General features: G+C 59.9%; 24 protein-coding genes and 1 pseudogene. 15 read left to right on the plus strand and 10 right to left on the minus strand.

Going from position 1 to position 23236, the window contains the following annotated elements:
* Nucleotides 1-63: 63 nt before the first annotated feature.
* A complete protein-coding gene (locus N2601_RS20895; protein WP_260304731.1) occupies nucleotides 64-1353 on the minus strand; it encodes a HAMP domain-containing sensor histidine kinase in 1290 nt (429 codons plus the stop codon).
* A 2-nt stretch (nucleotides 1354-1355) separates the two neighbouring features.
* On the minus strand, nucleotides 1356-2042 hold the full coding sequence (locus N2601_RS20900; protein WP_260304732.1) for a response regulator: 687 nt from the start codon (nucleotides 2040-2042) through the stop codon (nucleotides 1356-1358).
* Between the two features lie 157 nt (nucleotides 2043-2199).
* Between N2601_RS20900 and N2601_RS20905 the strand changes: the two genes are divergently transcribed.
* From N2601_RS20905 to N2601_RS20915, 3 genes are all read left to right on the plus strand, one after another.
* Nucleotides 2200-3300, plus strand: a complete 1101-nt coding sequence (locus tag N2601_RS20905) for an efflux RND transporter periplasmic adaptor subunit (RefSeq protein WP_260304734.1) — start codon at nucleotides 2200-2202, stop codon at nucleotides 3298-3300.
* Nucleotides 3300-6452, plus strand: a complete 3153-nt coding sequence (locus N2601_RS20910; protein WP_260304735.1) for an efflux RND transporter permease subunit — start codon at nucleotides 3300-3302, stop codon at nucleotides 6450-6452. Before N2601_RS20905 ends, N2601_RS20910 begins: the two co-directional genes overlap by 1 nt.
* A gap of 177 nt (nucleotides 6453-6629) precedes the next feature.
* The gene (locus N2601_RS20915; protein ID WP_445945024.1) at nucleotides 6630-7808 is read left to right on the plus strand and encodes a patatin-like phospholipase family protein; all 1179 of its coding nucleotides are present in this window, start codon (nucleotides 6630-6632) and stop codon (nucleotides 7806-7808) included.
* Between the two features lie 18 nt (nucleotides 7809-7826).
* On the opposite strand, the gene N2601_RS20920 is transcribed toward N2601_RS20915, so the two are convergent.
* Nucleotides 7827-8330 (minus strand): TetR/AcrR family transcriptional regulator, encoded by a 504-nt coding sequence (locus N2601_RS20920; RefSeq protein ID WP_104826186.1) that lies wholly within the window; start codon nucleotides 8328-8330, stop codon nucleotides 7827-7829.
* 108 nt (nucleotides 8331-8438) lie between these two features.
* On the opposite strand from N2601_RS20920, the gene N2601_RS20925 reads away from it, so the two are divergent.
* Nucleotides 8439-9206, plus strand: coding sequence for an SDR family NAD(P)-dependent oxidoreductase (locus N2601_RS20925; protein WP_260304736.1), 768 nt, complete (start codon nucleotides 8439-8441; stop codon nucleotides 9204-9206).
* A gap of 18 nt (nucleotides 9207-9224) precedes the next feature.
* A complete protein-coding gene (locus N2601_RS20930; protein WP_260305284.1) occupies nucleotides 9225-9566 on the plus strand; it encodes a carboxymuconolactone decarboxylase family protein in 342 nt (113 codons plus the stop codon).
* Nucleotides 9567-9667: 101 nt separating this feature from the next.
* Here N2601_RS20930 and N2601_RS20935 read toward each other — a convergent pair whose 3' ends face one another.
* From N2601_RS20935 to N2601_RS20945, 3 genes are all read right to left on the minus strand, one after another.
* Nucleotides 9668-9940: a hypothetical protein gene (locus N2601_RS20935; protein WP_104826188.1), complete on the minus strand. Its 273-nt coding sequence runs from the start codon at nucleotides 9938-9940 to the stop codon at nucleotides 9668-9670.
* Between the two features lie 92 nt (nucleotides 9941-10032).
* Entirely contained in the window at nucleotides 10033-10278 is a 246-nt protein-coding gene (locus N2601_RS20940; RefSeq protein WP_260304737.1) for a DUF1654 domain-containing protein, read from the minus strand.
* A gap of 102 nt (nucleotides 10279-10380) precedes the next feature.
* Nucleotides 10381-10662, minus strand: coding sequence for a hypothetical protein (locus tag N2601_RS20945; protein ID WP_104826189.1), 282 nt, complete (start codon nucleotides 10660-10662; stop codon nucleotides 10381-10383).
* 177 nt (nucleotides 10663-10839) lie between these two features.
* Between N2601_RS20945 and N2601_RS20950 the strand changes: the two genes are divergently transcribed.
* The 4 genes from N2601_RS20950 (at nucleotide 10840) to N2601_RS20965 (ending at nucleotide 14350) form a co-directional block, all read left to right on the plus strand.
* A complete protein-coding gene (locus N2601_RS20950; RefSeq protein WP_260304738.1) occupies nucleotides 10840-11307 on the plus strand; it encodes a MarR family winged helix-turn-helix transcriptional regulator in 468 nt (155 codons plus the stop codon).
* Nucleotides 11308-11350: 43 nt separating this feature from the next.
* On the plus strand, nucleotides 11351-12328 hold the full coding sequence (locus N2601_RS20955; protein WP_260304739.1) for a tagatose kinase: 978 nt from the start codon (nucleotides 11351-11353) through the stop codon (nucleotides 12326-12328).
* Nucleotides 12328-13599 carry a D-tagatose-bisphosphate aldolase, class II, non-catalytic subunit gene (locus N2601_RS20960; protein WP_260304740.1) on the plus strand — a complete coding sequence of 424 codons (1272 nt, stop codon included), beginning with the start codon at nucleotides 12328-12330 and terminating at the stop codon, nucleotides 13597-13599. Before N2601_RS20955 ends, N2601_RS20960 begins: the two co-directional genes overlap by 1 nt.
* A 298-nt stretch (nucleotides 13600-13897) precedes the next feature.
* Nucleotides 13898-14350, plus strand: coding sequence for an SgcJ/EcaC family oxidoreductase (locus tag N2601_RS20965; protein WP_260304741.1), 453 nt, complete (start codon nucleotides 13898-13900; stop codon nucleotides 14348-14350).
* Nucleotides 14351-14403: 53 nt separating this feature from the next.
* On the opposite strand, the gene greA is transcribed toward N2601_RS20965, so the two are convergent.
* Nucleotides 14404-14886 (minus strand): transcription elongation factor GreA, encoded by a 483-nt coding sequence (gene greA / locus N2601_RS20970; RefSeq protein WP_260304742.1) that lies wholly within the window; start codon nucleotides 14884-14886, stop codon nucleotides 14404-14406.
* 316 nt (nucleotides 14887-15202) lie between these two features.
* Between greA and N2601_RS20975 the strand changes: the two genes are divergently transcribed.
* From N2601_RS20975 to N2601_RS20990, 4 genes are all read left to right on the plus strand, one after another.
* The gene (locus N2601_RS20975) at nucleotides 15203-16549 is read left to right on the plus strand and encodes an LLM class flavin-dependent oxidoreductase (RefSeq protein WP_260304743.1); all 1347 of its coding nucleotides are present in this window, start codon (nucleotides 15203-15205) and stop codon (nucleotides 16547-16549) included.
* 25 nt (nucleotides 16550-16574) lie between these two features.
* On the plus strand, nucleotides 16575-17420 hold the full coding sequence (locus N2601_RS20980) for an ABC transporter permease (RefSeq protein ID WP_260304744.1): 846 nt from the start codon (nucleotides 16575-16577) through the stop codon (nucleotides 17418-17420).
* Between the two features lie 98 nt (nucleotides 17421-17518).
* A complete protein-coding gene (locus N2601_RS20985; protein WP_245464219.1) occupies nucleotides 17519-18475 on the plus strand; it encodes an ABC transporter substrate-binding protein in 957 nt (318 codons plus the stop codon).
* An 11-nt stretch (nucleotides 18476-18486) separates the two neighbouring features.
* The gene (locus N2601_RS20990) at nucleotides 18487-19257 is read left to right on the plus strand and encodes an ABC transporter ATP-binding protein (RefSeq protein WP_260304745.1); all 771 of its coding nucleotides are present in this window, start codon (nucleotides 18487-18489) and stop codon (nucleotides 19255-19257) included.
* 156 nt (nucleotides 19258-19413) lie between these two features.
* Here the strand turns inward: N2601_RS20990 and N2601_RS20995 are convergent, their stop codons facing one another.
* From N2601_RS20995 to N2601_RS21005, 3 genes are all read right to left on the minus strand, one after another.
* Nucleotides 19414-20187: an SDR family NAD(P)-dependent oxidoreductase gene (locus N2601_RS20995; RefSeq protein WP_260304746.1), complete on the minus strand. Its 774-nt coding sequence runs from the start codon at nucleotides 20185-20187 to the stop codon at nucleotides 19414-19416.
* A 195-nt stretch (nucleotides 20188-20382) separates the two neighbouring features.
* On the minus strand, nucleotides 20383-20610 hold the full coding sequence (locus tag N2601_RS21000) for a hypothetical protein (RefSeq protein ID WP_104826199.1): 228 nt from the start codon (nucleotides 20608-20610) through the stop codon (nucleotides 20383-20385).
* Nucleotides 20611-20730: 120 nt separating this feature from the next.
* On the minus strand, nucleotides 20731-22362 hold the full coding sequence (locus N2601_RS21005) for an MFS transporter (protein WP_260304747.1): 1632 nt from the start codon (nucleotides 22360-22362) through the stop codon (nucleotides 20731-20733).
* Nucleotides 22363-22478: 116 nt separating this feature from the next.
* Here N2601_RS21005 and N2601_RS21010 point away from each other — a divergent pair.
* Both N2601_RS21010 and N2601_RS21015 read left to right on the plus strand, forming a co-directional pair.
* Nucleotides 22479-22709, plus strand: a pseudogene (locus N2601_RS21010) (methyl-accepting chemotaxis protein); the annotation flags it as partial.
* A 78-nt stretch (nucleotides 22710-22787) separates the two neighbouring features.
* On the plus strand, nucleotides 22788-23198 hold the full coding sequence (locus N2601_RS21015; RefSeq protein ID WP_260304748.1) for a hypothetical protein: 411 nt from the start codon (nucleotides 22788-22790) through the stop codon (nucleotides 23196-23198).
* Nucleotides 23199-23236: the final 38 nt, after the last annotated feature.

Below are 23236 nucleotides of genomic sequence, written 5' to 3' on the forward strand. Positions count from 1 at the left end.
AGTGTAAAATTGGGTAAAGACACGCGCGGCTGTGGCGCCATGCGTCCTGAAGGTCGAGCCGGATCAGGCGCGATCGCTTGTCGGGCCAAACATCGCCGGCCGCCGCGGGATTTCAAGAGTGAGAGCCAGGCCGCCGGCTGCCGGCAGCGATGCGGCGACCCGCCCGCCGTGACGCTCGACCGCCTGCCTGGTGATTGCGAGGCCGAGGCCATATCCACCTTCCGGCACGGCGTCGTCGCCACGGGAGAACGGCTGGAAAATGCGTTCGAGCTCATCTCGCCCAACACCCGGCCCTTGATCCGTCACGCGGATCTTGAGGAGATCAGTCGTCGTCTCGCAGGAGACCGATATGCTCGAATGCGGGGCGGTATATTTGACGGCATTGCGAATGACGTTTTCAAGCGCCCGATAGATCAGCTCGCCTTCGACTTCGGCCAGGAATATGCCGCCGACATTGGAGGTAATCGAGACCTCCCGTGCCTGAGCTTCGAATGCCGCATCGCCGAGGATCTCGTTCAACAGCTCGATGACATCAAGGGATTGCGTTTTCAAAGGCAGGCTGGCTCCGGCGTTCAGGCGGGCAAGCGTCAGGATCTCCCCCACCAGCACATCGAGTCGTTCGACCTCGCGATCCATGCGGTCCAGCATGAGGTCGAGTTTCGCCGGGTTCTGACGAAGCACGCCCACGGCGGCCTGCAGGCGGGACAGGGGCGAACGCAGCTCATGGGATACGTCATGAAACAGTCGCTGCTGCGCATCCTGGAGCTCCTGCAGCCGCGCGGCGCTGGAATCGAAATCATGCGCGAGCGCGGTGACCTCGTCCTTTCGGCCGGCCATCTTGTCTCCGATGCGGAAGTCGAAACGGCCATGGGCGAGCGCACTCAGGCCGTCACGCAGATGAACGACCGGGCGAATGAGATATCGGGCGAGCGCGCCCGCCGATATCGTGGCCGAAATCAGGATCGTGATCCACGGCATCAATGGAGCCAAGGTCTCCAAGCTGAAACTGATCGGAGTTGACAACGAAATGCGATAGCAAACTCCGTCCCTCAAGACGGATCTCGTATCGGCCGTTTTCTCCTGTTTGCAGGCGTTGGCGTCGGCGACCTTGGAAAGGGTCAGGCCGAGCGGTCGCGTCTTTTCACTCATGCGCACGAAATGCGCGGCCGCGTCTTCGCCGTCCTGAACCAGAACGTTCTCAGTCAGGTTCAGCACCAGCGTCCGGCGTTCCTCCTCAAGTTCCTTGGCGAAGGGCACCGCCTGAAGCAGCTTGACGATAATGATGATGACCGCGACGGTTGTCGCCAGGGTCAGCCAGATGATTGTGAAGAACTTCCAGAAAAGCCGGGGCATGGTCAGTCCACGAGAAGTTGATAGCCCTGGCCCCGGACGGACTGTATCCAGGATTGCCCGTCCTCTCTGAGCCCGAGTTTCTGACGAACGCTGCTGATATGGACGTCGATGCGGCGATCGAACGGCGTGAGCGGCTTTCCGAAGGCGCGCTTCGAGATGTCCTGCTTCGACACGAGTTGGCCAGCGCTGCGGGCAAGGACTTCGAGCAGGCTGAATTCGGTGCCGGTCAGTTCCAACGTCTCGCCGCGCCATTCAGCGGTGCGGCTGCCCGGATGGATCACGAGCTGGCCAGCCCTCAGCGTATCGGTCGATGCGCCGGCCGCCGGCTGTCCCGCCCGGCGCAGGATCGCCCGCAGCCTGGCCGCAAGTTCGCCCGGCGAGCAGGGCTTCGGCACATAATCGTCGGCGCCGAGGTTCAGACCGGATATGCGATCGATGTCATCGCCTCTTGCCGTCAGCATCAACACGGGAACCCGGCTCAATTTTCTGATGCGTTGTAGAACTTCTATCCCGTTCATGCGCGGCATCATGATATCGAGCACGATGATGTCGACCGTATTGCCGGCGGCGGCGGCAATAGCCGCTCGACCATCCGTGTCTGTTGCGACGTCATATCCTTCCTCGGCCAGATATTCCTGCAGAAGCGTCGTCAGCTCGACATCGTCGTCGATGAGGAGAACCTTGTTCATTCACGTCGTCCGTCATTCCTATCTGTCATCCATACAATACAAATGCGAACGCGGGGCCAAGTTTTACCCAGCTTAACACTAACTTGACCGCACTTAACGTTCGTCCGGCTACTGATCGACGTGGGGCATTGGTCGCGCGGCAGGAATAGCCGTGCCCATGCCAGACTTGCCAAGGAATGCATCGTTGAAAAAGCCGTCCATAACATTTGCCACCGCGCTCGTTGCGGCGGCGCTTCTGTTTCACAGCAGCAATGTCGCAGCCGAACAGGCCGCCGCGCCCGCTCTCACCGTCTCTCTGACGATACCGTCGCAACGGGACTGGCCGGAAACCGTTCCCGCGAGCGGCTGGCTGAAGCCGTGGCAGGAAGCGATCATCGCCTCCGAGACGAGCGGCCTGCGCATCACTGACGTCCTGGTCGATGTCGGGTCCGTGGTTACGAAGGGGCAGACGCTGGCCCGGCTTTCGCAGGAGAGTGTGCTGGCAGACCTTCGTAAGCAGGAGGCGGCTGTCGTGACCGCCAAGGCAAATCTGACGAAGGCCAAGGCGAATGCGGATCGGGCACGGCAGCTCAGTTCGTCCGGGGCTCTCTCCGACGAGAAAATCACTGAATATTTCGCCGACGAGCAGACGGCGACGGCAAGCTTGGCATCCGAGGAAGCCGCGCTCGACAGCGAAAAGATCAAGCTCGGGCAGACGACCATCACCGCCGTCGACGATGGCCTCATAACCTCGCGTTCGGCCAACCTCGGCGCCGTCGTCTCAACCGGCACCGAGCTGTTTCGCATGGTCCGTCAGCAGCGTGTCGAATGGCAGGCCGAAGTATCGGCGCGCTATCTGCCGCGGATTTCCGAAGGCTTGAGCGTTGCGATCAACGGGCCGGATGGGCATGCCATCGAAGGCAAGGTGAGGCTTGTCGGGCCTTCGGTCAGTACCGACACGAGCCGGACAATCGTCTATGTCGCGCTTCCAGCCGATGCCCGTCCGCGCACCGGCCTTTACGTCACGGGCAACATCGAATTGCAGACCACGCCGGCCCTGACCGTACCCGAAACGGCGATCGTGTTCCGGGACGGCATCAGCTACGTCTTCGCGGCAGGCGAGGACAACCGGGTGCGCAGGGTTCGGGTGGAAACCGGCCGTCGCAATGATGGCGAGGTGGAAATCATCTCCGGCATAGATGCCTCGTCGAAGGTCGTGACCTCGGGCGGAGCCTTTCTGTCGGACAATGACCTCGTGAAGATTGCGGGGAAAAACTGATGAATTTCTCCGCCTTCTCGATCCGCAACCCTGTCCCGGCGATCCTGCTGTTCATCATGCTTGCCGCCGGTGGGCTGCTGGCCTTCAAGCATCTGCCGATCCAGAATTTTCCTGATATGGACCTTCCGACCATCAGCGTCACCGCCACGCTCGATGGTGCTGCGCCGACGCAGCTTGAGACGGAGGTTGCCCGTACCATCGAGGACAGTCTCGCCGCGCTGAGCTATCTCGACCATATCACCACGACGATCACCGACGGCACCGTCTCGATCAAGGTTTCCTTCAAGCTGGAGAAAGACAGCGAAGCCGCCCTCAACGAGGTCCGCAATGCCGTCGACAGCGTCAAGGCTGATCTGCCGTCGCAGATGGAAACGCCGAGCGTCACCAAGGTCACGGTACAGAGTTCCGCACTGGTCACCTATGCTGTCCGCTCAACCGCTCTCAATGAGACCGAACTGTCCTGGTTTGTCGACAATGATCTGACCAAGGCGCTGCTGTCGGTGCCGGGCGTGGGGCAGGTCAACCGCATCGGCGGGATCGACCGCGAGGTTCATGTCGATCTCGATCCATCGACGATGGCGTCGTTCGGAGTGACGGCGGCGACCGTATCGGCGCAGTTGAAGGCCGTGCAAGCCGACACGTCCGGCGGCCTCGGCGAGGTCGGCGGCTCTCGTCAGACATTGCGTACGCTGGGCGCGCTGCCCTCTGTCGAGGCGCTGAAGGGACTCAGGATTCCCCTGGCCAATGGGCAGCAAGTCCGACTTGACGATGTCGCATCCGTCACCGACAGCTTCGCGGAGCGCTCCTCGATGGCCTATCTCGATGGCAAGCCGGTGATCGCGGTCGAGATCAAGCGTTCGAACGGGTTTTCGGACAGCGGGGTCGCAGCCGGCGTCGACGCTGCGATCAAGACGTTCGCAGCCGCCCATGCCAATGCGCAGATCGATGAAGCCTACAGCACGATCGGACCGATTATCGATAACTATGACGGTTCGATGCACATGCTGTATGAGGGGGCGATCCTGGCGATCGTGGTCGTCTGGCTCTTCCTTCGGGACTGGCGCGCAACGATCCTGTCGGCCCTGGCGCTGCCCTTGTCGGTCATCCCGACCTTCCTCGTCATGTATCTGGCGGGCTTCAGCCTGAATATCGTCACCTTGCTCGCACTGTCGCTGGTGGTCGGAATCCTCGTCGACGACGCGATTGTCGAGATCGAAAACATTGCCCGCCACCTTCAAATGGGCAAGCGGCCGCTCGATGCTGCAATGGAGGCTGCCAACGAAATCGGCCTTGCGGTCATCGCGACCACCTTCACGCTGGTCGCCGTCTTCCTGCCAACGGCATTCATGAGTGGCATACCGGGCCTCATATTTCGCCAGTTCGGCATCACCGCCGCTGTTGCCGTTGTCGCATCGCTTGTCGTTGCCCGTCTGCTCACTCCCATGATGGCGGCCTATTTCATGAAGGCCCATCCGTCGGAGCAGAAGGATGGCCGCATCATGCGCGTCTATATGGCCGTCGCGAAGGCTGCCCTCAATCACAGGAAGACCACGGTGGTCGTGACCGCTGTCGTTGTTGCGCTTTCACTCGCCACCATTCCCTTGCTGAAGTCCGGCTTCCTGCCTGCTTCCGACGATGCGCGCGCCCAGATCACGCTCACCATGCAACCCGGCGCCACCATCGAGCAGACGGATGCGATGACCAGAAAAGCCGCCGATATCGCCGGCAAGCTGCGCGACGTCACGCATGTCTTCTCCTCGGTCGGCTCGACATCCTCCGGCGGCGGCCCGGACACCAGCACCACGAGCGATGTTGGCTCCGCAACGATCGTCGTCGTGCTGACGCCCATTGATGAGCGCGACCGCAAGCAGTCGGAAATCGAAAACGATATCCGACAGGCGCTCTCCGTCCTCCCCGGCGTGCGTGTGGCGGTCGGTAGCGGCGGCAACGGCACCAAGCTCGATATCACTCTTGCCAGCGACGACGCCAATGCGCTCGACAGCGCAAGCACGGCACTGGAGGAGCAACTGCGCACGCTGCAGGGCATCGGCGCGGTCACATCGACAGCGGCCAGGCAGGCGCCGGAAATTCAGATCACGCCCGATTTTGCCCGCGCCGCAGCGCTCGGCGTGACGTCGAATGCGATCGCCAGCGCCGTGCGCGTGGCGACGAACGGAGAATATTCTTCCGATCTGCCGAAGCTCAACCTGCCGCAGCGGCAAATCCCGATCGTCGTCCGCTTCTCGCCTGAGACGCGAACCAATCTCGATGACATCAAGAACATGCGCGTCGCCGGCACCAACGGCAATGTCGATCTCGGATCGATCGCCGATATCCGCATCGGCGGCAGCCCTTCGGAAATCGACCGCATCGACCGTATGCGCAATGTCACCGTTTCCGTCGAACTCAACGGCCGCATTCTGGGCGACGTCAACCGCGAGGCGAAAGCGCTGTCGGCGCTCCAGCACCTGCCGCCGGGCGTCACGCTGGTGGAACAGGGCGAACTTCAGCGCAGCTCCGAGCTGTTCCAGAGCTTTGCCCTCGCAATGGCGATCGGTGTGTTCTGCATCTATGCGGTGCTCGTCCTGCTGTTCCACGATTTCCTGCAGCCGTTGACACTTCTGATGGCCCTGCCGCTCTCGCTCGGCGGTGCGCTGGTGCCACTTGTGGTAACCGGCACCAGTTTCTCGATGCCCGCCGTCATCGGCCTTCTCATGCTCATGGGCGTGGTGACGAAGAACTCCATTCTGCTCATCGAATACGCGATCATGTCGCGTCGCCAAGGCATGTCCCGGTTCGATGCGCTCGTCGATGCCTGCCACAAGCGCGCGCGGCCGATCGTCATGACCACCATTGCCATGGCCTCGGGCATGCTGCCGGCCGCGCTCAGCCTGATGGGTGGAGATTCGAGTTTCCGGCAGCCAATGGCGATTGTGGTGATTGGTGGCGTGATGATGTCGACGCTGCTCAGCCTCATCGTCATCCCGGTCATCTTCACCTTCGTCGACGATCTGGAAAACGTCCTCAAACGGCTCCTGCGTTGGCTCGGGCTGAGCCATGAAAGTGATGACGACGCGGCGCCGCATGCATCCAATGACCGGGAGGCGATCGCCTTCAAACCCGATCAGAAGCAAGCACGCGGCCACAGATGATCTCCTCTCGGCAGGCCTGGCTCCGATGCATCTGCACCAAACAGAAGCAATGCTTGCCGATGCTTATCGCAACCTCTTCGGTCGCGTTCCTCCCCCGGGAACGAGGCCGCGGGACGTGTACCCCCCGCAGGCGGCGTCATGCCGCCTGCCGTCCTGCTCTCCAAAGGTCATAGGCCGATGAACCTCCGGTCGTTCGCGTTTTCCCGCAACAGCCCGATGCGGGCGCTTCTTATCGGACTCCCGCTTCTGCTTGCCCTCTCCGGATGCATGCAGACCCTGGACAGGGCTCTGGATGCGAAGGAGGCGGACAAGGCCGCCATTGCTGGCTTTGGCGAAATCCGGGCCTATCTCGATGACCGGTTCGATGAAGTCCCGCGCGATCTCCATGACTGGGCACCGATGACAACACACAAAAAAGCCGCCGCCCTGATGATTTCGGGCGGCGGTGCGGGTGGCGCGTTCAGCGTCGGCGTACTTTCGGCATGGAGCGCCGCCGGGAACCGTCCGCAGTTCGACATCGTAACGGGCGTCAGCACCGGCGCCTTGATCGCTCCTTACGCATTTCTCGGATCGGCCTATGACGATACCCTGGTGGACCTCTACACCAGCGGCGTTGCGCAAGAGTTGGTCCGGACCAAGGGCTTCGTCGGACTGTTCGGGTCGAGCCTGCTGCGAGCCGGACCATTGAGAGGAATGATCGAACGCTACATCACGCCCGCGATTCTGCAGCAGGTTGCCGCTGAGCATCGCAAGGGTCGCCGCCTCTTTGTACTGACCACCAATCTCGACAGCCAGCGTGCCGTCGTATGGAACATGGGCGCGATCGCCAATAGCGGGCGCCCCGACGCCCTGAAGCTGTTTCAGGATGTATTGACGGCATCGGCGAGCATTCCCGGCGTTTACCCGGCGGTCATGATCAAGGCCGAGTCGGGCGGGCGGCAATTCGAGGAGATGCATTCGGATGGCGGGTCGGCGTCGCAAGTCCTCATGATGCCGCAAGCTTTTCTGACGAGTTCCAATCGCCTTCTGCCCGTCAAAGGGCAGGGCATCGACTTCTACGTGATCGTCAACAATGCACTCATGCCCGAATTCGCCATCACGCCTGACAGAACGCTTCCTGTGATCGTAAGGGCCTATTCGATCTTCATCAAATCGCAGACGCAGAGCGCGTTGACGGCTCTCTATAACTATTCGCGGCTGACGGGCGCCGGTTTCCATCTCGCCTCGATTGACGCGCCGGTTCAATATTCGATGTTCGATCCGTTCAACACCAACTATATGCGGGCGGTTTATAGCCTCGGATACGCCGAATTCACCGCGGGGACTCTGTGGAAGGACAAACCCGTGTTTCGCTAGGGGGCGCTCGCCTAGAAACTACGCGAGGGCGGCGCTGCCGCTCTCGAATATGGACTGATCGTCGAGGATGTTCGCGGCAAGCATAGCCCCCTCAAGGGTGGCGAGAACCTGCACGGCGGCGTCTTTGGTGAGGCCATCCTTCATCAGCTTCTCGATTCCGAGGACAAAGAATCTTTTCACTTCCTCCCTGACCTCGTCCGCCAGATCGTATGACGTCACCGCCAAGGCACCGCAGAGGCACATTCTGCCGTCGCGGTGCAAGGCTGCACGGAAAACCTGCCGCCAAGCTTGGACGACGTCCGTGCCCTGAGCCAACTCATTCTCCACCGCTTCCAGAAAGCGATCCGTGTAGCGGCGAGCGACCGCTGCAGCCAGCTTCTCCTTAGCCGGGAAATGGTAATGCACGGAGGAAGCCTTCACGCCGACGTCGGCGGCGACATCGCGGAAGCTGAAACCACTATACCCTGCACTGCGAATCCTTTCTTCGGCCGCGTCCAGGATTGCACTTGCTGTATCGTTCATTACGCACGTCCTCTCTATCTAGTGTTAGATAGGGCTTGCGCATGGGAGACGCAACAACTATATGCCTCATATCTATCTAACGTTAGATAGGCAAATTGGAGATAGGCAATGAGATTTAAAGATAAAGTCGTCGCCATTACCGGCGGTGGGTCCGGCATCGGCAAGGAAGCGGCAGCTCGTTTTATCGGGGAAGGCGCGAGAGTGGCCCTCAACGGGCGCGATCTCGGTAAGCTTGAAGCCGCGGCGCGAGAAATCGATCCAAGCGGCACTAAAGTCGTCGTCTCCGCAGGCGACATCGCCTTGCCCGAAACCGGAGCGGCACTCGTTGACGCCGCCGTTTCACGTTTCGGCAAGCTCGACGTTCTCGTCAACAATGCCGGCGTCTTTAACCCGACGCCATTCCTCGATCTGACGGAAGCGGACTACGACTGGTATCTGGATACTATCCTCAAGGGTAAGTTCTTTACCGCCCAAGCCGCCGCCAAGGCGATGAAGGAGAAGGGCGGCGCTATCGTGCAGACCGGCTCCATGTGGGCCATCCAGGCGATCGGGGCGACCCCGTCGGCCGCTTATTCCGCCGCTAACGCCGGCGTGCACGCCATGGTCCGCAACCTCGCTATCGAGCTTGCTCCCTACAACATCCGCATCAACGCCGTCGCGCCGGCCGTCGTCGAGACGCCCGTGTACAACACTTTCCTGTCGGACGATCAGGTCAAGCAGGTTCTGCCTACCTTCAACTCGTTCCATCCGCTCGGCCGCAATGGTCAGCCGCGCGATGTGGCCGAAGCTATTCTGTTCCTCGCTTCCGAGCAGGCGTCGTGGATCACCGGGACGGTCCTTCCCGTCGATGGCGGCGTCACCGCCGGCCGCCAGTGAGGAGCCGAAATGAGCAATATGCAGGATTGGAATGCCTACCGTGACGCCTTGATCGTCCGTGTCGGCGAGTTCGCCAAGCTGAGCCCGGACGTCTTAAACGGTTTGCATGTGATCGAAGGCAGCAGCAACAAGACTGCTATACTGGAGCCGAAGATGCACGAGATCATCGCTCTGGCAGTTGCGGTCACGACGCGCTGCGATGGGTGCATCGCCGTTCACACGAAGAAGGCGGTCGAACTCGGGGCTTCAAAGGGCGAGATCGCCGAAGCGTTGGGAGTGGCCATCGCGCTCAACGCAGGCGCTGCGCTCACCTATACGGCCCGCGTGTTCGACGCGATCGAGGCGTTGCCTGGAAAATGAGCGCGAGCCGAGCGCAAGGCGCTGCAGTGCGCTCGGCTCTTCCTTGGAAATTTCTGGCCGGTAAAAAGACACTGCCGATGGCACAGCGCGGAACCGAAACATTATTCAGCGTCTGCGGATGCCTGACTGCGATCGATATGCAGGATGATCTTCTCCGGACGCTCGCCATCCTTTTGCAAGAGAATGATCACAGTGCATTTTTCGTCGCCTTGGCGAAACGATAGCAGCCGACCCCTTGTCTTCGACAGGACGTCTTCCACCACGTCGGTGCAATCGTTCAAGCGATTCGGTGCAGGATTTGGCCGCAGCGCTTGTGCATGCGCCGAGATGGCCAGAACCGAAACCACCGCCAAAGCGCTCCAAAACGAATTCATGCCATCCCGGCAGCTTATCGGAGATAAGCTGCGAAACGGGCTGGATTGATCCATTCGTAATCTCGACAGCATAATTCCCGCTTCTGCTCTGCTCAGCATCTTGGCAGAGCGTCAACACGGTTGAGTGTCAGCGTCCACTCGTCCGGGCCTCCCTTGTCGTGGACATAAACAGATCGGCCATCGTTTTCGGCGATTTTGAGCAGCATCACCACCCAATCTGAAGGCGCCTCTCCGGGAAGCTTCTGTTTCTCCAGCCACCGAATGAGATATCCTAAGTCGCCGAAGCCCTTTTTGGGTTCAATGTGCGGCCGATAGAGCGCCCAGAGATAAACGGTCACATAGATCCTCTTTGCAGTGTGCCGTTGCTGACGAGTGATTGCAAATATCCGCCAAAGATTCCGCAGCCTCGATTATCCGAGATTCAGGAACCGAAAGCGGAATCAGGCTTCCTTCTGGATTGGCCTGGCGGGATCCAGATCTTGGATATGCCCTGCAGATCCGCTCAACACGACATCTCCCCCCTTGTTGATCAGCTTGCCGTGGATCGTTCCGCGAATGATCACGAACGCACCCTTCTCAACAATGAGATCGTGCCCGATGCTTCCATGGAGTTCGAACCGTCGGCCGGCGGGAACCGTTACCGTGCCGGCGATAGACCCAAAGAACCGTACGTCGCGATCCAATACGATTGATCCATCGATATTGACATTGAGATCGTCCAAGCGATGCCCCTTTCAGTCACGAAGTTTTGGGATAAGGTTCGCGAGCGCTGCGTGTGGTGGCACGCGGCGCATATGGACCTAGCCTAAGCGCTCAGTGTGGCGCGCCCGCGAACGTCCTCCCAAAGCGGACGTCATAAAAATATATCATGTCATGATATAAATAAAGGAAAAATGTGCATGCCCTCGGGAAAGCGGTCCGGTCGGTCACACAAAAACGAACTTGAGACCCAGCCCCTGGATCCGGGTATCTACGAAGGCCTTGCGGGCGTCAGGCTCGCCATGCGGCTATTTCTTTCTTTCAGCGAAGCCGCGGTTTCCGAGGCGGGAGTGACATCACAGCAATATCAGGCGCTGTTGGTGATCAAGGTCGCGCCTGGAAGTCAGATCATGGTGCGTGAACTTGCCGATCAAATGCTCCTGCAGCACCACGGCGCGGTGCAGCTCGTGGACAGGCTCGCGACGGCAGGGTTCGCCGTCCGCATTCCCTCGGAAGAAGACAAGCGAAGCGTGCTCATCGGCCTCACTCCGAAAGGAGAAGAGTTGGTCGAGCGCTTGGCAAGAACCCATCTGAAAGGAATGCTGGCAAATGAACGGCTATTGGTCGAATCCCTCAAGAGACTGCGGCGTCTCTCGAGATTGGGCTAATTGCGGCTTGGTAATGACAACAGCTATCGAAAGCAGGATTGCAATGGCTTCAATACTGGCTCCCGACGAACTGGGTCCTACCGTGTGCGTAGGAGAAATCCTTGTGGAGATCGTGGCCACGACGGTCGGCGATGGATTCCGCGATGCGCAGCCCCTAATCGGACCGTTCGCCAGCGGCGCGCCGGCAATCTTCATATCACAGTGCGGGCGCCTCGGAGGTCGCGCGGCCATGGTCGGCGCCGTCGGCGACGACGATTTCGGGCGGGTGAATACCGATCGGCTCAAGCGCGACGGCGTCGATGTCTCGGCCATATCGATCGATCCCGAATACCCTACGGGCAGCGCCTTCGTCCGTTACCGCAAGGACGGATCGCGAGATTTCGTTTACAACATCGCAAAATCCGCCGCCGCGCGCTTCGGCTGGACCCGGCACGTCAGCGATCTCATCAATCGCAGCGGACATCTGCACGTCATGGGTTCCGCACTCTCCATGCCGAGCGCCCGAGAGGTCATCGACAAGGCGGTCGACGTCATCAAGTCCCTCGGCGGCACGCTTTCGGTCGATCCGAACATTCGGAAAGAACTGAGGCTCGACGAAGACACCGAGCGTCGATTTGCGAAGCTCGTTGCGGCTGCTGATCTGCTTCTGCCTTCCGGCGAGGAACTGGAACGAGCAGCCGGCGTGGAAGGCGAAGACAATGCGGTCCGACGCCTGCTCGAACTTGGTGTGAAGGAAATCGTACTCAAGCGCGGAGCTGCCGGCGCGACCTATTTCAACGGGCAAGGAGAGCGCATCGATATACCGGCTTTCGCCGTCGAAGAGATCGATCCTACGGGTGCTGGAGATTGTTTCGGTGGCGCTTATCTCACCTGCCGCCGGCTCGGCATGCCGGCGCAAGACGCTCTCACTTATGCTGCGGCGGCTGGCGCGCGAAACGTGACCGTGCGCGGCCCGATGGAAGGAGCCGGCACTCGTGAAGAACTCGATGCATTCATCTCCGCAACGGAAAGGCGTTCCTGATGCAGATCCATCTTAGCGAACTGGCCGCACTCAGGATCGCAGGCCGTCCGAGGGGGATCACATCCGTATGTTCCGCCCATCCCGTCGTGTTGCGTGCGGCACTTCGCCATGGACGCCAGCATGCCAGTACCGTCTTGATCGAGGCCACGTGCAATCAGGTCAATCACCGCGGCGGCTATACCGGAATGACGCCCAAGGATTTTGCCGCGCTTGTTCAGAAGCTCGCAAAAGAAGAGGGTTGCCCCGGTCATCTCGTGGTGCTCTGTGGTGACCATCTCGGTCCGAACCCGTGGCGAGACCGTCCAGCCGAAGAGGCTATGGCCGAAGCGGAGAAAATGGTCGCCGCATATGTTGAGGCCGGATTTCGCAAGATTCACCTTGATGCGTCGATGGGCTGCTTGGGCGAACCCCAGGCGCTCGACGACGAAACCACGGCGCATCGCGCGGCGCGTCTTGCGGCGGTCGCCGAAGCCTCGGCGAAGCGGAGCGGCGGCGCGATGCCCGTCTATGTCCTCGGCACCGAAGTTCCGCCGCCCGGCGGTGCGGATCATGCCCTTACCGCCATCGAGCCGACCGCGGCGTCTGCCGCCAGGCAGACGATCGATGTGCATCGTCAAGTCTTTGAAAAGGCGGGTCTGCAGGAAGCATTTGCACGCGCCATCGGCTTGGTCGTCCAGCCGGGTGTCGAGTTCGGAAATCACAATGTCATCCTTTACGATCGCAGCAAGATCGAAGCCCTCCAGCAGGTTCTGACCGACGAGCCGCAATTCGTGTTCGAAGCGCATTCGACCGACTACCAGGGCACGCGGTCGCTCGGTGCGCTGGTAGAGGATGGCTTTCCTATTCTGAAGGTTGGTCCTGAACTGACATTTGTATTGCGCGAGGCCCTTTACGGACTGGATTTAATCGCCTCCGATCTCGTGCCGGGCTACGGTGAGCGCCCGCTCCATGCGGCGATGGAAGCCTTGATGTCAGCGCACCCGGACAATTGGAACCGTCATTACCACGGAACGGAAGGGGAGAAGCGATGGCTGAGGCACTACTCGCTTTCCGACCGGATCCGATATTACTGGACGTCGCCGGACGCCCAGTCTGCAGTCGAACGTCTTTATGACGCGCTGCGGGGGCGGGCAGTACCCATTCCGCTGTTCTGGCAGCACATGCCGGCCGCTCAGCAATTTGCCGAAGCGCCACTCGATCCGGAAGAGGTTTTGATTTGGCGGGTGACGAGAAGCCTCGCGGACTATCACGCGGCCTGCGGCGCCGGCTGAGAATAGCGCGGCAGGCAACGTGCGGAGGACACGGGACTGTTTGCCCCGGCAAAGCTTGCATCGCGATAGAGGCGCGCAATTCGCGAATGGGTGATGATATGCTATCGTAACCTGCGCCTTCCACGAATTCTTGTTGTTTAAACTTCGACGTGCCTTGGATCGCATGCCATCCGTCATGGGCAATTCGGCATATGCGACTTTGGCCATGCGGCAGACGCGACGCGGCGGGCGGCAAAGCATCTCTGGATAGTCGGCGTGAATATCGCCGGAAAAGACAAATCATTTGAGGGAGATTGAAATGAAAAAATATCTGCTTGCCGCTTCCGTGATTGCTCTTATGGCGACGCCGGCCCTTGCCGAAGAATGCGCGCCGATCACCAAACCCCAGGTGGAACAGTTGTTTGATCGCTGGAACGCCTCGCTGGCGACGCTGGATCCTGAAAAGGTCGTCGAAAACTATGCGCCGGACGCCGTCCTCCTGCCGACCCTGTCGAATAAGCCGCGGCTGACGCAGCAGGAGCGCAAGGAGTACTTCGTGGACTTCCTGAAGAAGCACCCGCAGGGGAAGATCAACAGCCGTACGATCAAAATCGGCTGCAACGACGCGCTTGATACCGGCATCTACACCTTTACCTTGAAGGGCGGGGCCAAGGTACCGGCGCGCTATACATTCACCTACGAATTCAAGAACGGGAAGTGGCTGATCTCCTCGCATCACTCCTCGGCTATGCCAGAGAAGCACGCGGGTTAAGCGGCCTGAGGCGGGAGCACCGGGCTATTGCGGTGCTCCCGCAAAGGATACCCTCAGGCGATCGATACGATCTCCAGTTCATGGTCGCCGACCATGACTGGGTCGCCGACAGATTTTCCCATCAGGGACCGGGCGACCGGTGAAACATAAGAGATCGTCCCTTGTTTGGGCTCGGCTTCGTCTTCCCCGACGATGCGATAGGTCTGCACGCGCCCGTCATCGCGGCTGAAGGTGACAGTGCTGCCGAAAGCGACGGTCTCGTTGGATGTTGGGGCCGCTATCACCTCAGCAGTGCGAACCCGCTCGTTGAAATACCGCAGATCGCGAAGTGGTACTGCCGTTTGGCGCCGCCGCTCGTTTACATCCTCGACAGCGCTTGCGGCTTCGTACTGTTCGCGGGCCTCCTGCAGCGCGGCGTTGAGCGCCCTCAATCCTGCTTCGGTGACGAGGTTTTGATAGGGCGAGATAGCGCGGTCGGGAAGCTGCGTCTCCGCCGCCGTTTCCGCACTTTCCTCTTTTGTAAACGCAACAGCCAAAACAAACTCCGCAAGGCAAACGATCCTGTAACAGGATGATATAGTCGGCCAATTATGAAAGCCAAGACGCGAGCGCGCAGACGTGGCGAGAAGTTATTTAGCGCGACCTAAGGCGTGTATGTTGCCATGACCGACTGGCATAGTCGGCTGCCTCATCGGTGGGTGACAAATTCCCTATTTCTCCAGCTTCTGGAAAAACTTTCTCCGTCAGACCGATGGCTGCAAAACAGATAGCCTATTAAATCCATCGATTATACCGCAATACTTAACATACGGCTTTTGGCCCGGCTAAAACTCAAAATGCGGAGAGGAACTCATGACGAGACAGATCAAGCTTGGTGCATTTCTTCCCGGCGGCGGCCAGCATATCGCGTCCTGGCGCCATCCGGACCAGCCGGTCGACGGGGCGGTCAATCTCAAGTTCCACATCGAACTCGCGCAGGCAGCCGAACGCGGCCTCTTTGATGCCTATTTCCTGGCAGACGGCCTTGCGATCGCCTTCGGCGCCGGCATTGAGGGCGGAAATGCGAGGGTAGTCGGTTTCGAGCCGGTCACGCTGTTTTCGGCGCTGGCGCCGTTTACGAAGAACATCGGCTTCATCGCGACGTCATCCACAACCTATGAAGAGCCTTACTCCGTTGCGCGCAAGTTCGCCTCGCTCGATTTGATCTCCGCTGGCCGTGCCGGCTGGAACGTTGTCACCACCGCCACGGAAGCCGCCGCAAAAAATTTCAGTCTCGACCGGCAGCCGCCCCATGCGGCCCGCTACAAGCGGGCGGCCGAACATGTCGAGGTCGTCAAGAAGCTTTGGGAAAGCTTTGACGACGACGCCTTCATTCGCGATAGCGCAAGCGGCGTTTATTTTGACATCAACAAGGTGCACCGCACCGATCACCGCGGCGAGCATTTCAAGGTCGAGGGGCCATTGAATGTCCCGCGTTCGCCCCAGGGGCATCCCGTCATCGTGCAGGCTGGCCAGTCGGAAGACGGGCGCGGACTGGCAGCGGCCAGCGCGGAAGTTATCTTCACGGCGCATCAGAAGCTCGAGACCGCTCAGGAATTCTATCGCGATATCAAGACGCGTGCGCGCAGCTTTGGTCGCGATCCCTCGCATGTGCTGATCATGCCAGGCGTCTCGCCGTTCATCGGCCGCACGGAGTCAGAGGCGCGCGAAAAATACGAGCAGCTCACGAGCCTGATCATCGAAGAGGATGGGCTGGCGTTGATTAATGCTCTGAGCGGCGGCGAGCTGGATCTTCGGGGCGTCGATCTTGACGGCCCGCTGCCTCCGGCGCCGCCGACAGAGGGCATGAAAAGCCGCCAGGAACTGATCCGCCGCATTGCGGACGAGAACAATTTCTCCATCCGGCAGCTTTACCAGTGGATCGCTTCCGCGCGTGGCCACTTCACCATCGTCGGCTCTGCGGTCCAGGTCGCGGATACTCTGCAGGAATGGTTCGAAAACGAAGGCGCGGATGGCTTCAACATCCTGCCGCCGTGGCTGCCCACCGGTCTCAATGATTTCGTGGAACTCGTCATTCCCGAGCTGCAGCGCCGCGGTCTGTTCCGCACTGCGTATGAAGGCAAGACCCTCCGCGAAAATCTGGGCCTGCCTTTCCCGCAGAGCCGTTGGACCACCGCCTATACGGAAGCTGCCGAATAACCGAGACAGGATAGGGGAAAAGCTCATGGCGCTTGAAACTGAACAACAGGCTATTTTTGAGAGCTATCGCGCACCATATTTCTCGCAGAGCAGGCTGGTACGGGAAACAGGGGCGCTGTTGCGCGGTTTCATCTCGCGCTATGGCATGATTATCGCTTTTGTTGCTCTCTGGCAGATTTCTCCGTCGCTTGGCTGGAGCAATCCAGCGGTCTTGCCGCCGCCGGATGCGATCCTGCGAGCGCTCTGGAACGGGATCAGCGGCGGCCCGCTGCTGGGCGACATCGCCATCAGTCTCCAGCGTGCCGGTATTGCATTTGGCGCAGCGGTCGGCGTCGGCATCCCGCTCGGGCTGTTCATGGGGCAGGTCCGAACCATCGAGCGCAGTCTTGATCCGATCCTGCAATTGTTTCGGCAGACATCCGCACTCGCGCTCTATCCCGTGTTCATCCTGTTGCTTGGCCTTGGCGAGGCATCGAAAATCTTTGTGATCTTTTGGGCGACGCTGTTCCCGACACTTCTCGCCACGATTGGGGGCGTCAAGCAGGTGGACCCAAAGCTGGTGGAAATGGCACGTGTCTACGGCGCCAAGCCGCTCACCGTGTTTCGCCGCGTCGTCCTGCCGGCTTCCCTGCCGCAGATCTTTGTTGGATTGCGGCTGAGTGCCACGACCTCGCTTCTGCTGCTCATTGCCGCAGAAATGATCGGCGCCAATTCCGGTGTCGGATTTCAGGTGATGAATGCCCAGTACAATTTCCAGATCCCGTTGATGTTCGCGGCGATTCTATTGCTCGCACTTCTCGGGCTGTCGGCGAATTTCATCCTCGAGGCATTGCAGGCTCGGCTCTGCCGTTGGTCCAATCCTCGAGACTGAAGCCTGAAACGCGCCACCATTTTCCATCTCATCCGATCTATGGAGTTCACATGCAGATTTCGCGTCGTTCTTTCGGTATCGCCGCAGTCACAGCCGGCATGCTTCTGGCCGTCCCGGCAAGTGCTACCTTCGCTGCCGAGACAGATCAGGTCACCATCCGCTACCTCGCAAGCCAGGGCGGTCTTGCCGCTCATGAACTTGCCGATGCGCTCGGTTATTTCAAGGACACCGGCGTGACGGTAAAGGATGTCGGTTATGCCCAGGGCGGTCCGGCCTCCCTCTTCGCGCTGGCGTCGGGCAACGTTGAGGTCGGCGGTGCTGCGACCGCCGCGGTGCTGAACTCGATCGCCGGCGGCAATGATTTCGTCGCAGCCTATCCCTCGAATGGCATCGACAAGGTAACCGAGAGCATCTTCTATTCGCTTGACGGCAGCCCGATCAAATCGATCAAGGATCTGGCCGGCAAGACGATTGCCGTCAATACGCTTGGCGCCCATCTCGATTATACCGTGCGGGAAGCGCTGCATTCTGTCGGCCTGCCGGAAAATGCGGCGAAGCTCGTCGTCGTTCCGGGTCCGCAGCTCGAACAGGTCCTGCGTTCCAAGCAGGTCGATGTGACGGCTTTCGGCTACTGGCAGAAGACCTATGAAGGCGTGGCGCTGAAAAACGGTGGGCTTCAGAAGATCTTTGGCGACACGGACGTGCTCGGTGAAATCGCCGGCGGCTTTACGGTGCTGCGCCGCGATTGGATCAAACAACACCCGCAAGCGGCCAAGATCTTCGTTGAAAAGTCGCAGGCCGCGCTCGAATACGCGCGTCTTCATCCTGAAGAGACCAAGGCCGTGATCGCCAAGGTCTTGGCCTCGCGCGGCGAGAATGCGGATATTGCGCAATATTTCACAGGTTATGGCGTGCGCGAAGGCGGCAAGGCCGTGCCGCGCGACCTGCAATTCTGGATCGACATTCTCGCTCGCGGCGGCGTTCTGAAGCCTGGCCAGCTCAAGGCGGAAGACATTCTCTACGATCCGGCGAACTTCGCCGTCGCCGGCAACTGAGGAGCGGGCCGATGGCTGTCGCTGAACTAACCTTGCGCGGAGAGGTGACGATCAAGAACCTCTCCAAATCCTACTCGATCAACGGCCGCCATCTTAATGTGCTGCAGGGGGTCAGCAACCACATTCGCGCCGGCGAAAGCCTGGCGATCGTGGGCGCTTCGGGTTCGGGCAAGACGACCCTGCTCAGGGTTCTTGCCGGGCTCGAGAATGCGGATAGAGGCGATGTGCTGATCGATGGCCAGCCCGTTCACGGCGTAGGCACAGATCGCGCCGTGATCTTTCAGGAGCCAAGGCTTCTGCCCTGGCTCACAGTGCTCGACAACGTCGCTTTCCCGCTCGAAAATCAAGGTCTTAAGAAGGCCGAGGCGCGTGCGCGTGCACGCCACTATGTCCAGCTCGTCGGCCTCGGCGAATTCGCCGACGCCCTGCCGTCGCAGCTTTCGGGTGGCATGGCTCAACGCGTCGGTATTGCCAGGGCGCTCGCCGTGAAGCCTGAAATCCTGCTGCTCGACGAGCCTTTCGGCGCGCTCGACGCCATGACCAAGATCACCATGCAGGAAGAGCTCGCTCGCATCTGGCGGGAGGAGAAAGTGACGATGATCCTCGTCACGCACGATCTTGAGGAGGCGGTGTACCTCGCCGACCGGGTCCTCATCCTCTCCAAGGAAAAGGGTGGCCGCACCCGCGAGATCGAGATCGACCTTCCGCGGCCGCGGAACCGCAGCGAGGCGCGCTTCGTCAGGTTTCGCGAACAACTGTTGAACGCCTTTGGGCTGCACTGAAGTTTGGCTACGTAGCCTTTGAGAAGGAGACTGATATGGCCAAGCGTGACGGTCAGTTGAGCCGCGGCGCGTTCCTTTTATACACCGGCCAGTCTCTCTCTCATCCTGAGAAAGTTCGCCTCGGTCATCGAGGCGCCTTTTTCCGGGATTCATGCGCTACGCCTTGAACAGCCTTACCCCGGTCATATCCGCCAGCTTGTCCATGAGCCTGTCCTGATACGCCGGGTCCGTGACCCCTGCGGCGGGCTGGCGTCGTTGGCGATGGTACCAATAGGCGCCGCTAACCTTGGCGGCTTCATCGTCGCTTGTCGCGAGCCAGGTCTGGGTCTGATGGCCCATCTGAAGGTTATCGGGCGCTCCGACCCCGCCCATCTTCGTCGGTACCCAGCCGGGGTCTACCGCATTGCTGAGGACCTCCGGCCAGTGGCGTGCAACGGCGGCTGCGAGCGTGGCGACATGTAGCTTGCTTTCCGAATAGGCCTGGCTTGCATTCCATGAGCGTTGTTTCCAGTCGATATCATCGATGGACCCGCCGCCGCTCTGGTGCATGCCGCTGCTGAGGTAGACCAAGCGATCGGGTCGTTCGATCAGGGCCGTGAGTAGGTAAGGCGCGAGCGTATTGACCGCCAAGATTTTCGCATGGCCTTCGGCCGTCTCTCCGCGGCTTCTCTCGAGGTAGATGCCGGCATTGTGGATGATAGCGTTCATACGCCCGATCTCGTTGACATGATCCGCAATGGACCGCGTCTCCGCATCGCTGCTTAGATCGCCGATGACGACTGCCAAAGCCCTGGATTTCAAGTGGGCGACAGCCGAAGCTCTGTCGCGTGACCGTGCATGCAATACGACTTCATGGCCGTCATCCATGAGGGCACGCGCGGCCGCCAAGCCGAGACCATCGGTGGATCCTGTAACGAAAACACGGCTCATGGTAATCACCTTTCATCGCTGCTTGCCCTTGCTCGCCCGAACGGCGATCCAGTAAGCGATTAAAATACTTAAATGACATGCGTCGGTTCGGCATCGCAAAGTGCAGTTCCGGGTAATGCCCGGACGAGCACTATGACCTGACTTCCCTCTGCCGGCGCCCGGTGGAGGGATTTTTTGTGGTTGCGGCGCAAATGCCTAACCTTCGGCAGTCTTGAAGGGGTTCTCGGCGGTCCATTCGGTACCCAGCGGTTCGCCGCAATTGTCCCAACCACCGGCCTCGTCCATGACCTGCCATCGGCCCCTCTTGCCGCGCTTGGCCTCATCGCTGTTCGGCTTATAAGGTAAAAAGCGATATGGTTGGATTATGCGCCGGTAGATGACGGTTCCGTCCTCCGGCATTTCATCGGTTCGCCAGTCCACCATGTCTTCCCTCCCGCTCTACTTCCCGCCGTTTTTGGGCGGCGGCGATTATGCCATCGATGCTCACAGCAAGACCAGCGAGTTTTGCCTCAGCGTCATAGCGATAGAGCAGGGATGTCGCCTTCAATGATGTAGGTCGATCGGCGTCTTGTGGAAGACGTCGTCCGAGGGTGGAATGGCCTGGCGCTCGATCATGCGATGCACATGCGGCGGGTCATTGCCGCCGTGGAGAGCCCGCAGCCGATCGGTATTTTCCGCATCCGCCTGCGTGCGCCGCTGGTTGTGGCGGATATATTCCACCCAGGTCGGTGTGTGGTAGGTTTCCGTCCAGATGCCGGGTTTTTCCAGATCGCGCATCAGTGCCCAGTTTCTGGCACCGTCGCGGATACGAATCCGCCGCCGTTCGGCCATCAATGTCAGAAATTCCGGCAGGTCGTCGTCGCTGATCTGATAATCGACAAGGATGACGATCGGGCCGCTGCGCGGTTTGATGTCCAGGCCAAGGGAAGGTTCGATGAAGCGATTCAACGGATCAAGATTTAGCGAGGCAAAGGCCGGCATGGAGAAACGCAGACCGATGGCAATGCCGACCAGCATGACCGCGGCCGAGCCGTAAAGCGCATTCGAGACACCATATCGATCGGCTGCAATACCCCAGAGCCAACTGCCGCCAGCAATGCCGCCAAATGTCACTGTCTGATAAAGCGACAACGCGCGGCCGACGACCCAGCGCGGTGTTGATAGTTGGACGATCGTATTGAACAGCGAAAGTGCCAGCACCCAGCAGGCGCCGGAAACGAGCAGGCCGGCGCAGGTAAGGACGACGAAGGGACTCGACGCCGTCAGCGCCATACTGCCCGCAAATCCGGCGAAGGCATAACGGATGATCGTCTCGCTGCTCAGCGCCTCGCGAAGCCGGGCATTGAGCGCGCCACCGCCGATCGCTCCGATGCCGAAGGAGCCAAGCATGAAGCCGTAGGTGAGCGGTCCCCCGGAAACCAGATCGATCGCGACGATCGGGAGAAGGGCGAGCACGGAGCTTGCTCCGACACCGAAGATGAAGCCGCGGACAAGCACTTTTTCGAGATTCGGCGACATCGAGATGTAACGGAGCCCGGCAAAGATCGCGCTGCCCAGATTTTCGCGCGGCAGCGTCGATGTGGGGAGAGCGGGCTTCCAGCGCATCAGCGCGTAAATGAGCGGAAAATAACTGACGGCATTGACGGCAAAGGCGGCGGCAGCGCCGGCAGCCGCAACGATGATGCCACCAATCGCTGGGCCGACGCTTCGGGTCATGTTGAAGCCCATGCTGTTCAGCGTCACGGCATTCGGCAGATCCTCTCGGGGCACCATGTCTCCGACCGACGCCTGCCAGGACGGATTGTTGAGCGCCGTTCCGCAACCGATCAGGAAGGTAAAGAGCAGAAGCAGCCAGGGGGTGATCCAGCCAAGCAGGGCACATAAAGTCAGGATTACGGAAACGGTGAGCATCAGACACTGCGCTGTCAGCATCACGCGGCGGCGGTCGAAATTGTCGGCAAGGGCGCCGGAAACCAGCGAAAACAGCATGATCGGCAATGCGGTCGAGGTTTGGACCAGCGCCACCATGTCTTCCGATGAAGTGATGGTCGTCATCATCCAGGCGGCGCCGACGGCTTGGACCAGCCCGCCGAAATTCGACGCAAGGCTCGCGACCCAGATCCTGCGAAAGGTCTCGTGCTTAAGCGGCGCAAGCGTTGACGAATTCGATGACAAGGTTCCTCCAGCCCGTCTGATTCCCCACCGCTCCAATATATGACGAAGCTTTGCGGTGGCTAGGCAGAATTAGCTGGCGAGTGCGTCTTCTGAAGCGGCTGCATCCAGTAGTAAGAACCGAGGCGGCACGCGCGGCAACCCAGCAGCGCGCCGAAAGGAAGGTCGAGCAGTTGTGCTTGGCGATCACCAGATTGGGCGGAGATTTCCAGCGGCTGACGGCAGACGACATATCATTCCCGCTTTCGGAGCAATTTACGGTCGAATACGAGGCGCTGCGCGAAGAGTTTAATGCTTCACTCCGTCAACTGGGCGAGACGATCTTCGCTCCCACCGAGGAGGACTACAGCCCTCAAATTGTCATCCATTATTAACGCGCCGGTCGTATGGAGGTTCTGAGTTGCCACTTCTAGTTTGAAAGGATCTTTATGAAGGCGCTTTTCATCGCACTCATCGCTGCCGGTGTTTTTGTTCCGCCGGCGTCGGCTCAATCGACGATTACGCGCGCGAAATCGGATCATCTGATCGAAACATACCGCGCTTATATCGGCCGCGACGACCTTTACAATTCCAGTGGCGCTCGCCTCAGGGAACCGTGGCAGATCATCCGCCAAGACCGAGCAAACTTCTATGTCTATGGTCGCCGCGATCGTGGAGACGAAGCGGACAAGTTTTTCGCCGACAAGCGTAACCGTGAAACGCTTGAAGCGATGCTTGCCAGCGGTTCCATCTCGCCATCGGCTGCGAGCATGATCGTTCAGGGCGATATTTGGATTAACGTCAGTATTTATGGCGATGGCAACATCGGCGATAGGCTGGATATTACAGTTTCCGATTGATGGTCCGGCAATCTCCACCGCGATTATCGTGTACGCCG

This window comes from Rhizobium sp. CB3060, assembly GCF_025200735.1.
GTDB lineage: Bacteria > Pseudomonadota > Alphaproteobacteria > Rhizobiales > Rhizobiaceae > Rhizobium.

What these genes read in the sequence shown, in the direction of transcription:
- N2601_RS20895 (WP_260304731.1), bottom strand. Translation starts at nt 1,353, where the DNA reads ATGCCCCGGCTTTTCTGGAAGTTCTTCACAATCATCTGGCTGACCCTG.
- N2601_RS20900 (WP_260304732.1), bottom strand. Translation starts at nt 2,042, where the DNA reads ATGAACAAGGTTCTCCTCATCGACGACGATGTCGAGCTGACGACGCTT.
- N2601_RS20905 (WP_260304734.1), top strand. Translation starts at nt 2,200, where the DNA reads ATGCCAGACTTGCCAAGGAATGCATCGTTGAAAAAGCCGTCCATAACA.
- N2601_RS20910 (WP_260304735.1), top strand. Translation starts at nt 3,300, where the DNA reads ATGAATTTCTCCGCCTTCTCGATCCGCAACCCTGTCCCGGCGATCCTG.
- N2601_RS20915 (WP_445945024.1), top strand. Translation starts at nt 6,630, where the DNA reads ATGAACCTCCGGTCGTTCGCGTTTTCCCGCAACAGCCCGATGCGGGCG.
- N2601_RS20920 (WP_104826186.1), bottom strand. Translation starts at nt 8,330, where the DNA reads ATGAACGATACAGCAAGTGCAATCCTGGACGCGGCCGAAGAAAGGATT.
- N2601_RS20925 (WP_260304736.1), top strand. Translation starts at nt 8,439, where the DNA reads ATGAGATTTAAAGATAAAGTCGTCGCCATTACCGGCGGTGGGTCCGGC.
- N2601_RS20930 (WP_260305284.1), top strand. Translation starts at nt 9,225, where the DNA reads ATGCAGGATTGGAATGCCTACCGTGACGCCTTGATCGTCCGTGTCGGC.
- N2601_RS20935 (WP_104826188.1), bottom strand. Translation starts at nt 9,940, where the DNA reads ATGAATTCGTTTTGGAGCGCTTTGGCGGTGGTTTCGGTTCTGGCCATC.
- N2601_RS20950 (WP_260304738.1), top strand. Translation starts at nt 10,840, where the DNA reads ATGCCCTCGGGAAAGCGGTCCGGTCGGTCACACAAAAACGAACTTGAG.
- N2601_RS20955 (WP_260304739.1), top strand. Translation starts at nt 11,351, where the DNA reads ATGGCTTCAATACTGGCTCCCGACGAACTGGGTCCTACCGTGTGCGTA.
- N2601_RS20960 (WP_260304740.1), top strand. Translation starts at nt 12,328, where the DNA reads ATGCAGATCCATCTTAGCGAACTGGCCGCACTCAGGATCGCAGGCCGT.
- N2601_RS20965 (WP_260304741.1), top strand. Translation starts at nt 13,898, where the DNA reads ATGAAAAAATATCTGCTTGCCGCTTCCGTGATTGCTCTTATGGCGACG.
- N2601_RS20975 (WP_260304743.1), top strand. Translation starts at nt 15,203, where the DNA reads ATGACGAGACAGATCAAGCTTGGTGCATTTCTTCCCGGCGGCGGCCAG.
- N2601_RS20980 (WP_260304744.1), top strand. Translation starts at nt 16,575, where the DNA reads ATGGCGCTTGAAACTGAACAACAGGCTATTTTTGAGAGCTATCGCGCA.
- N2601_RS20985 (WP_245464219.1), top strand. Translation starts at nt 17,519, where the DNA reads ATGCTTCTGGCCGTCCCGGCAAGTGCTACCTTCGCTGCCGAGACAGAT.
- N2601_RS20990 (WP_260304745.1), top strand. Translation starts at nt 18,487, where the DNA reads ATGGCTGTCGCTGAACTAACCTTGCGCGGAGAGGTGACGATCAAGAAC.
- N2601_RS20995 (WP_260304746.1), bottom strand. Translation starts at nt 20,187, where the DNA reads ATGAGCCGTGTTTTCGTTACAGGATCCACCGATGGTCTCGGCTTGGCG.
- N2601_RS21000 (WP_104826199.1), bottom strand. Translation starts at nt 20,610, where the DNA reads ATGGTGGACTGGCGAACCGATGAAATGCCGGAGGACGGAACCGTCATC.
- N2601_RS21015 (WP_260304748.1), top strand. Translation starts at nt 22,788, where the DNA reads ATGAAGGCGCTTTTCATCGCACTCATCGCTGCCGGTGTTTTTGTTCCG.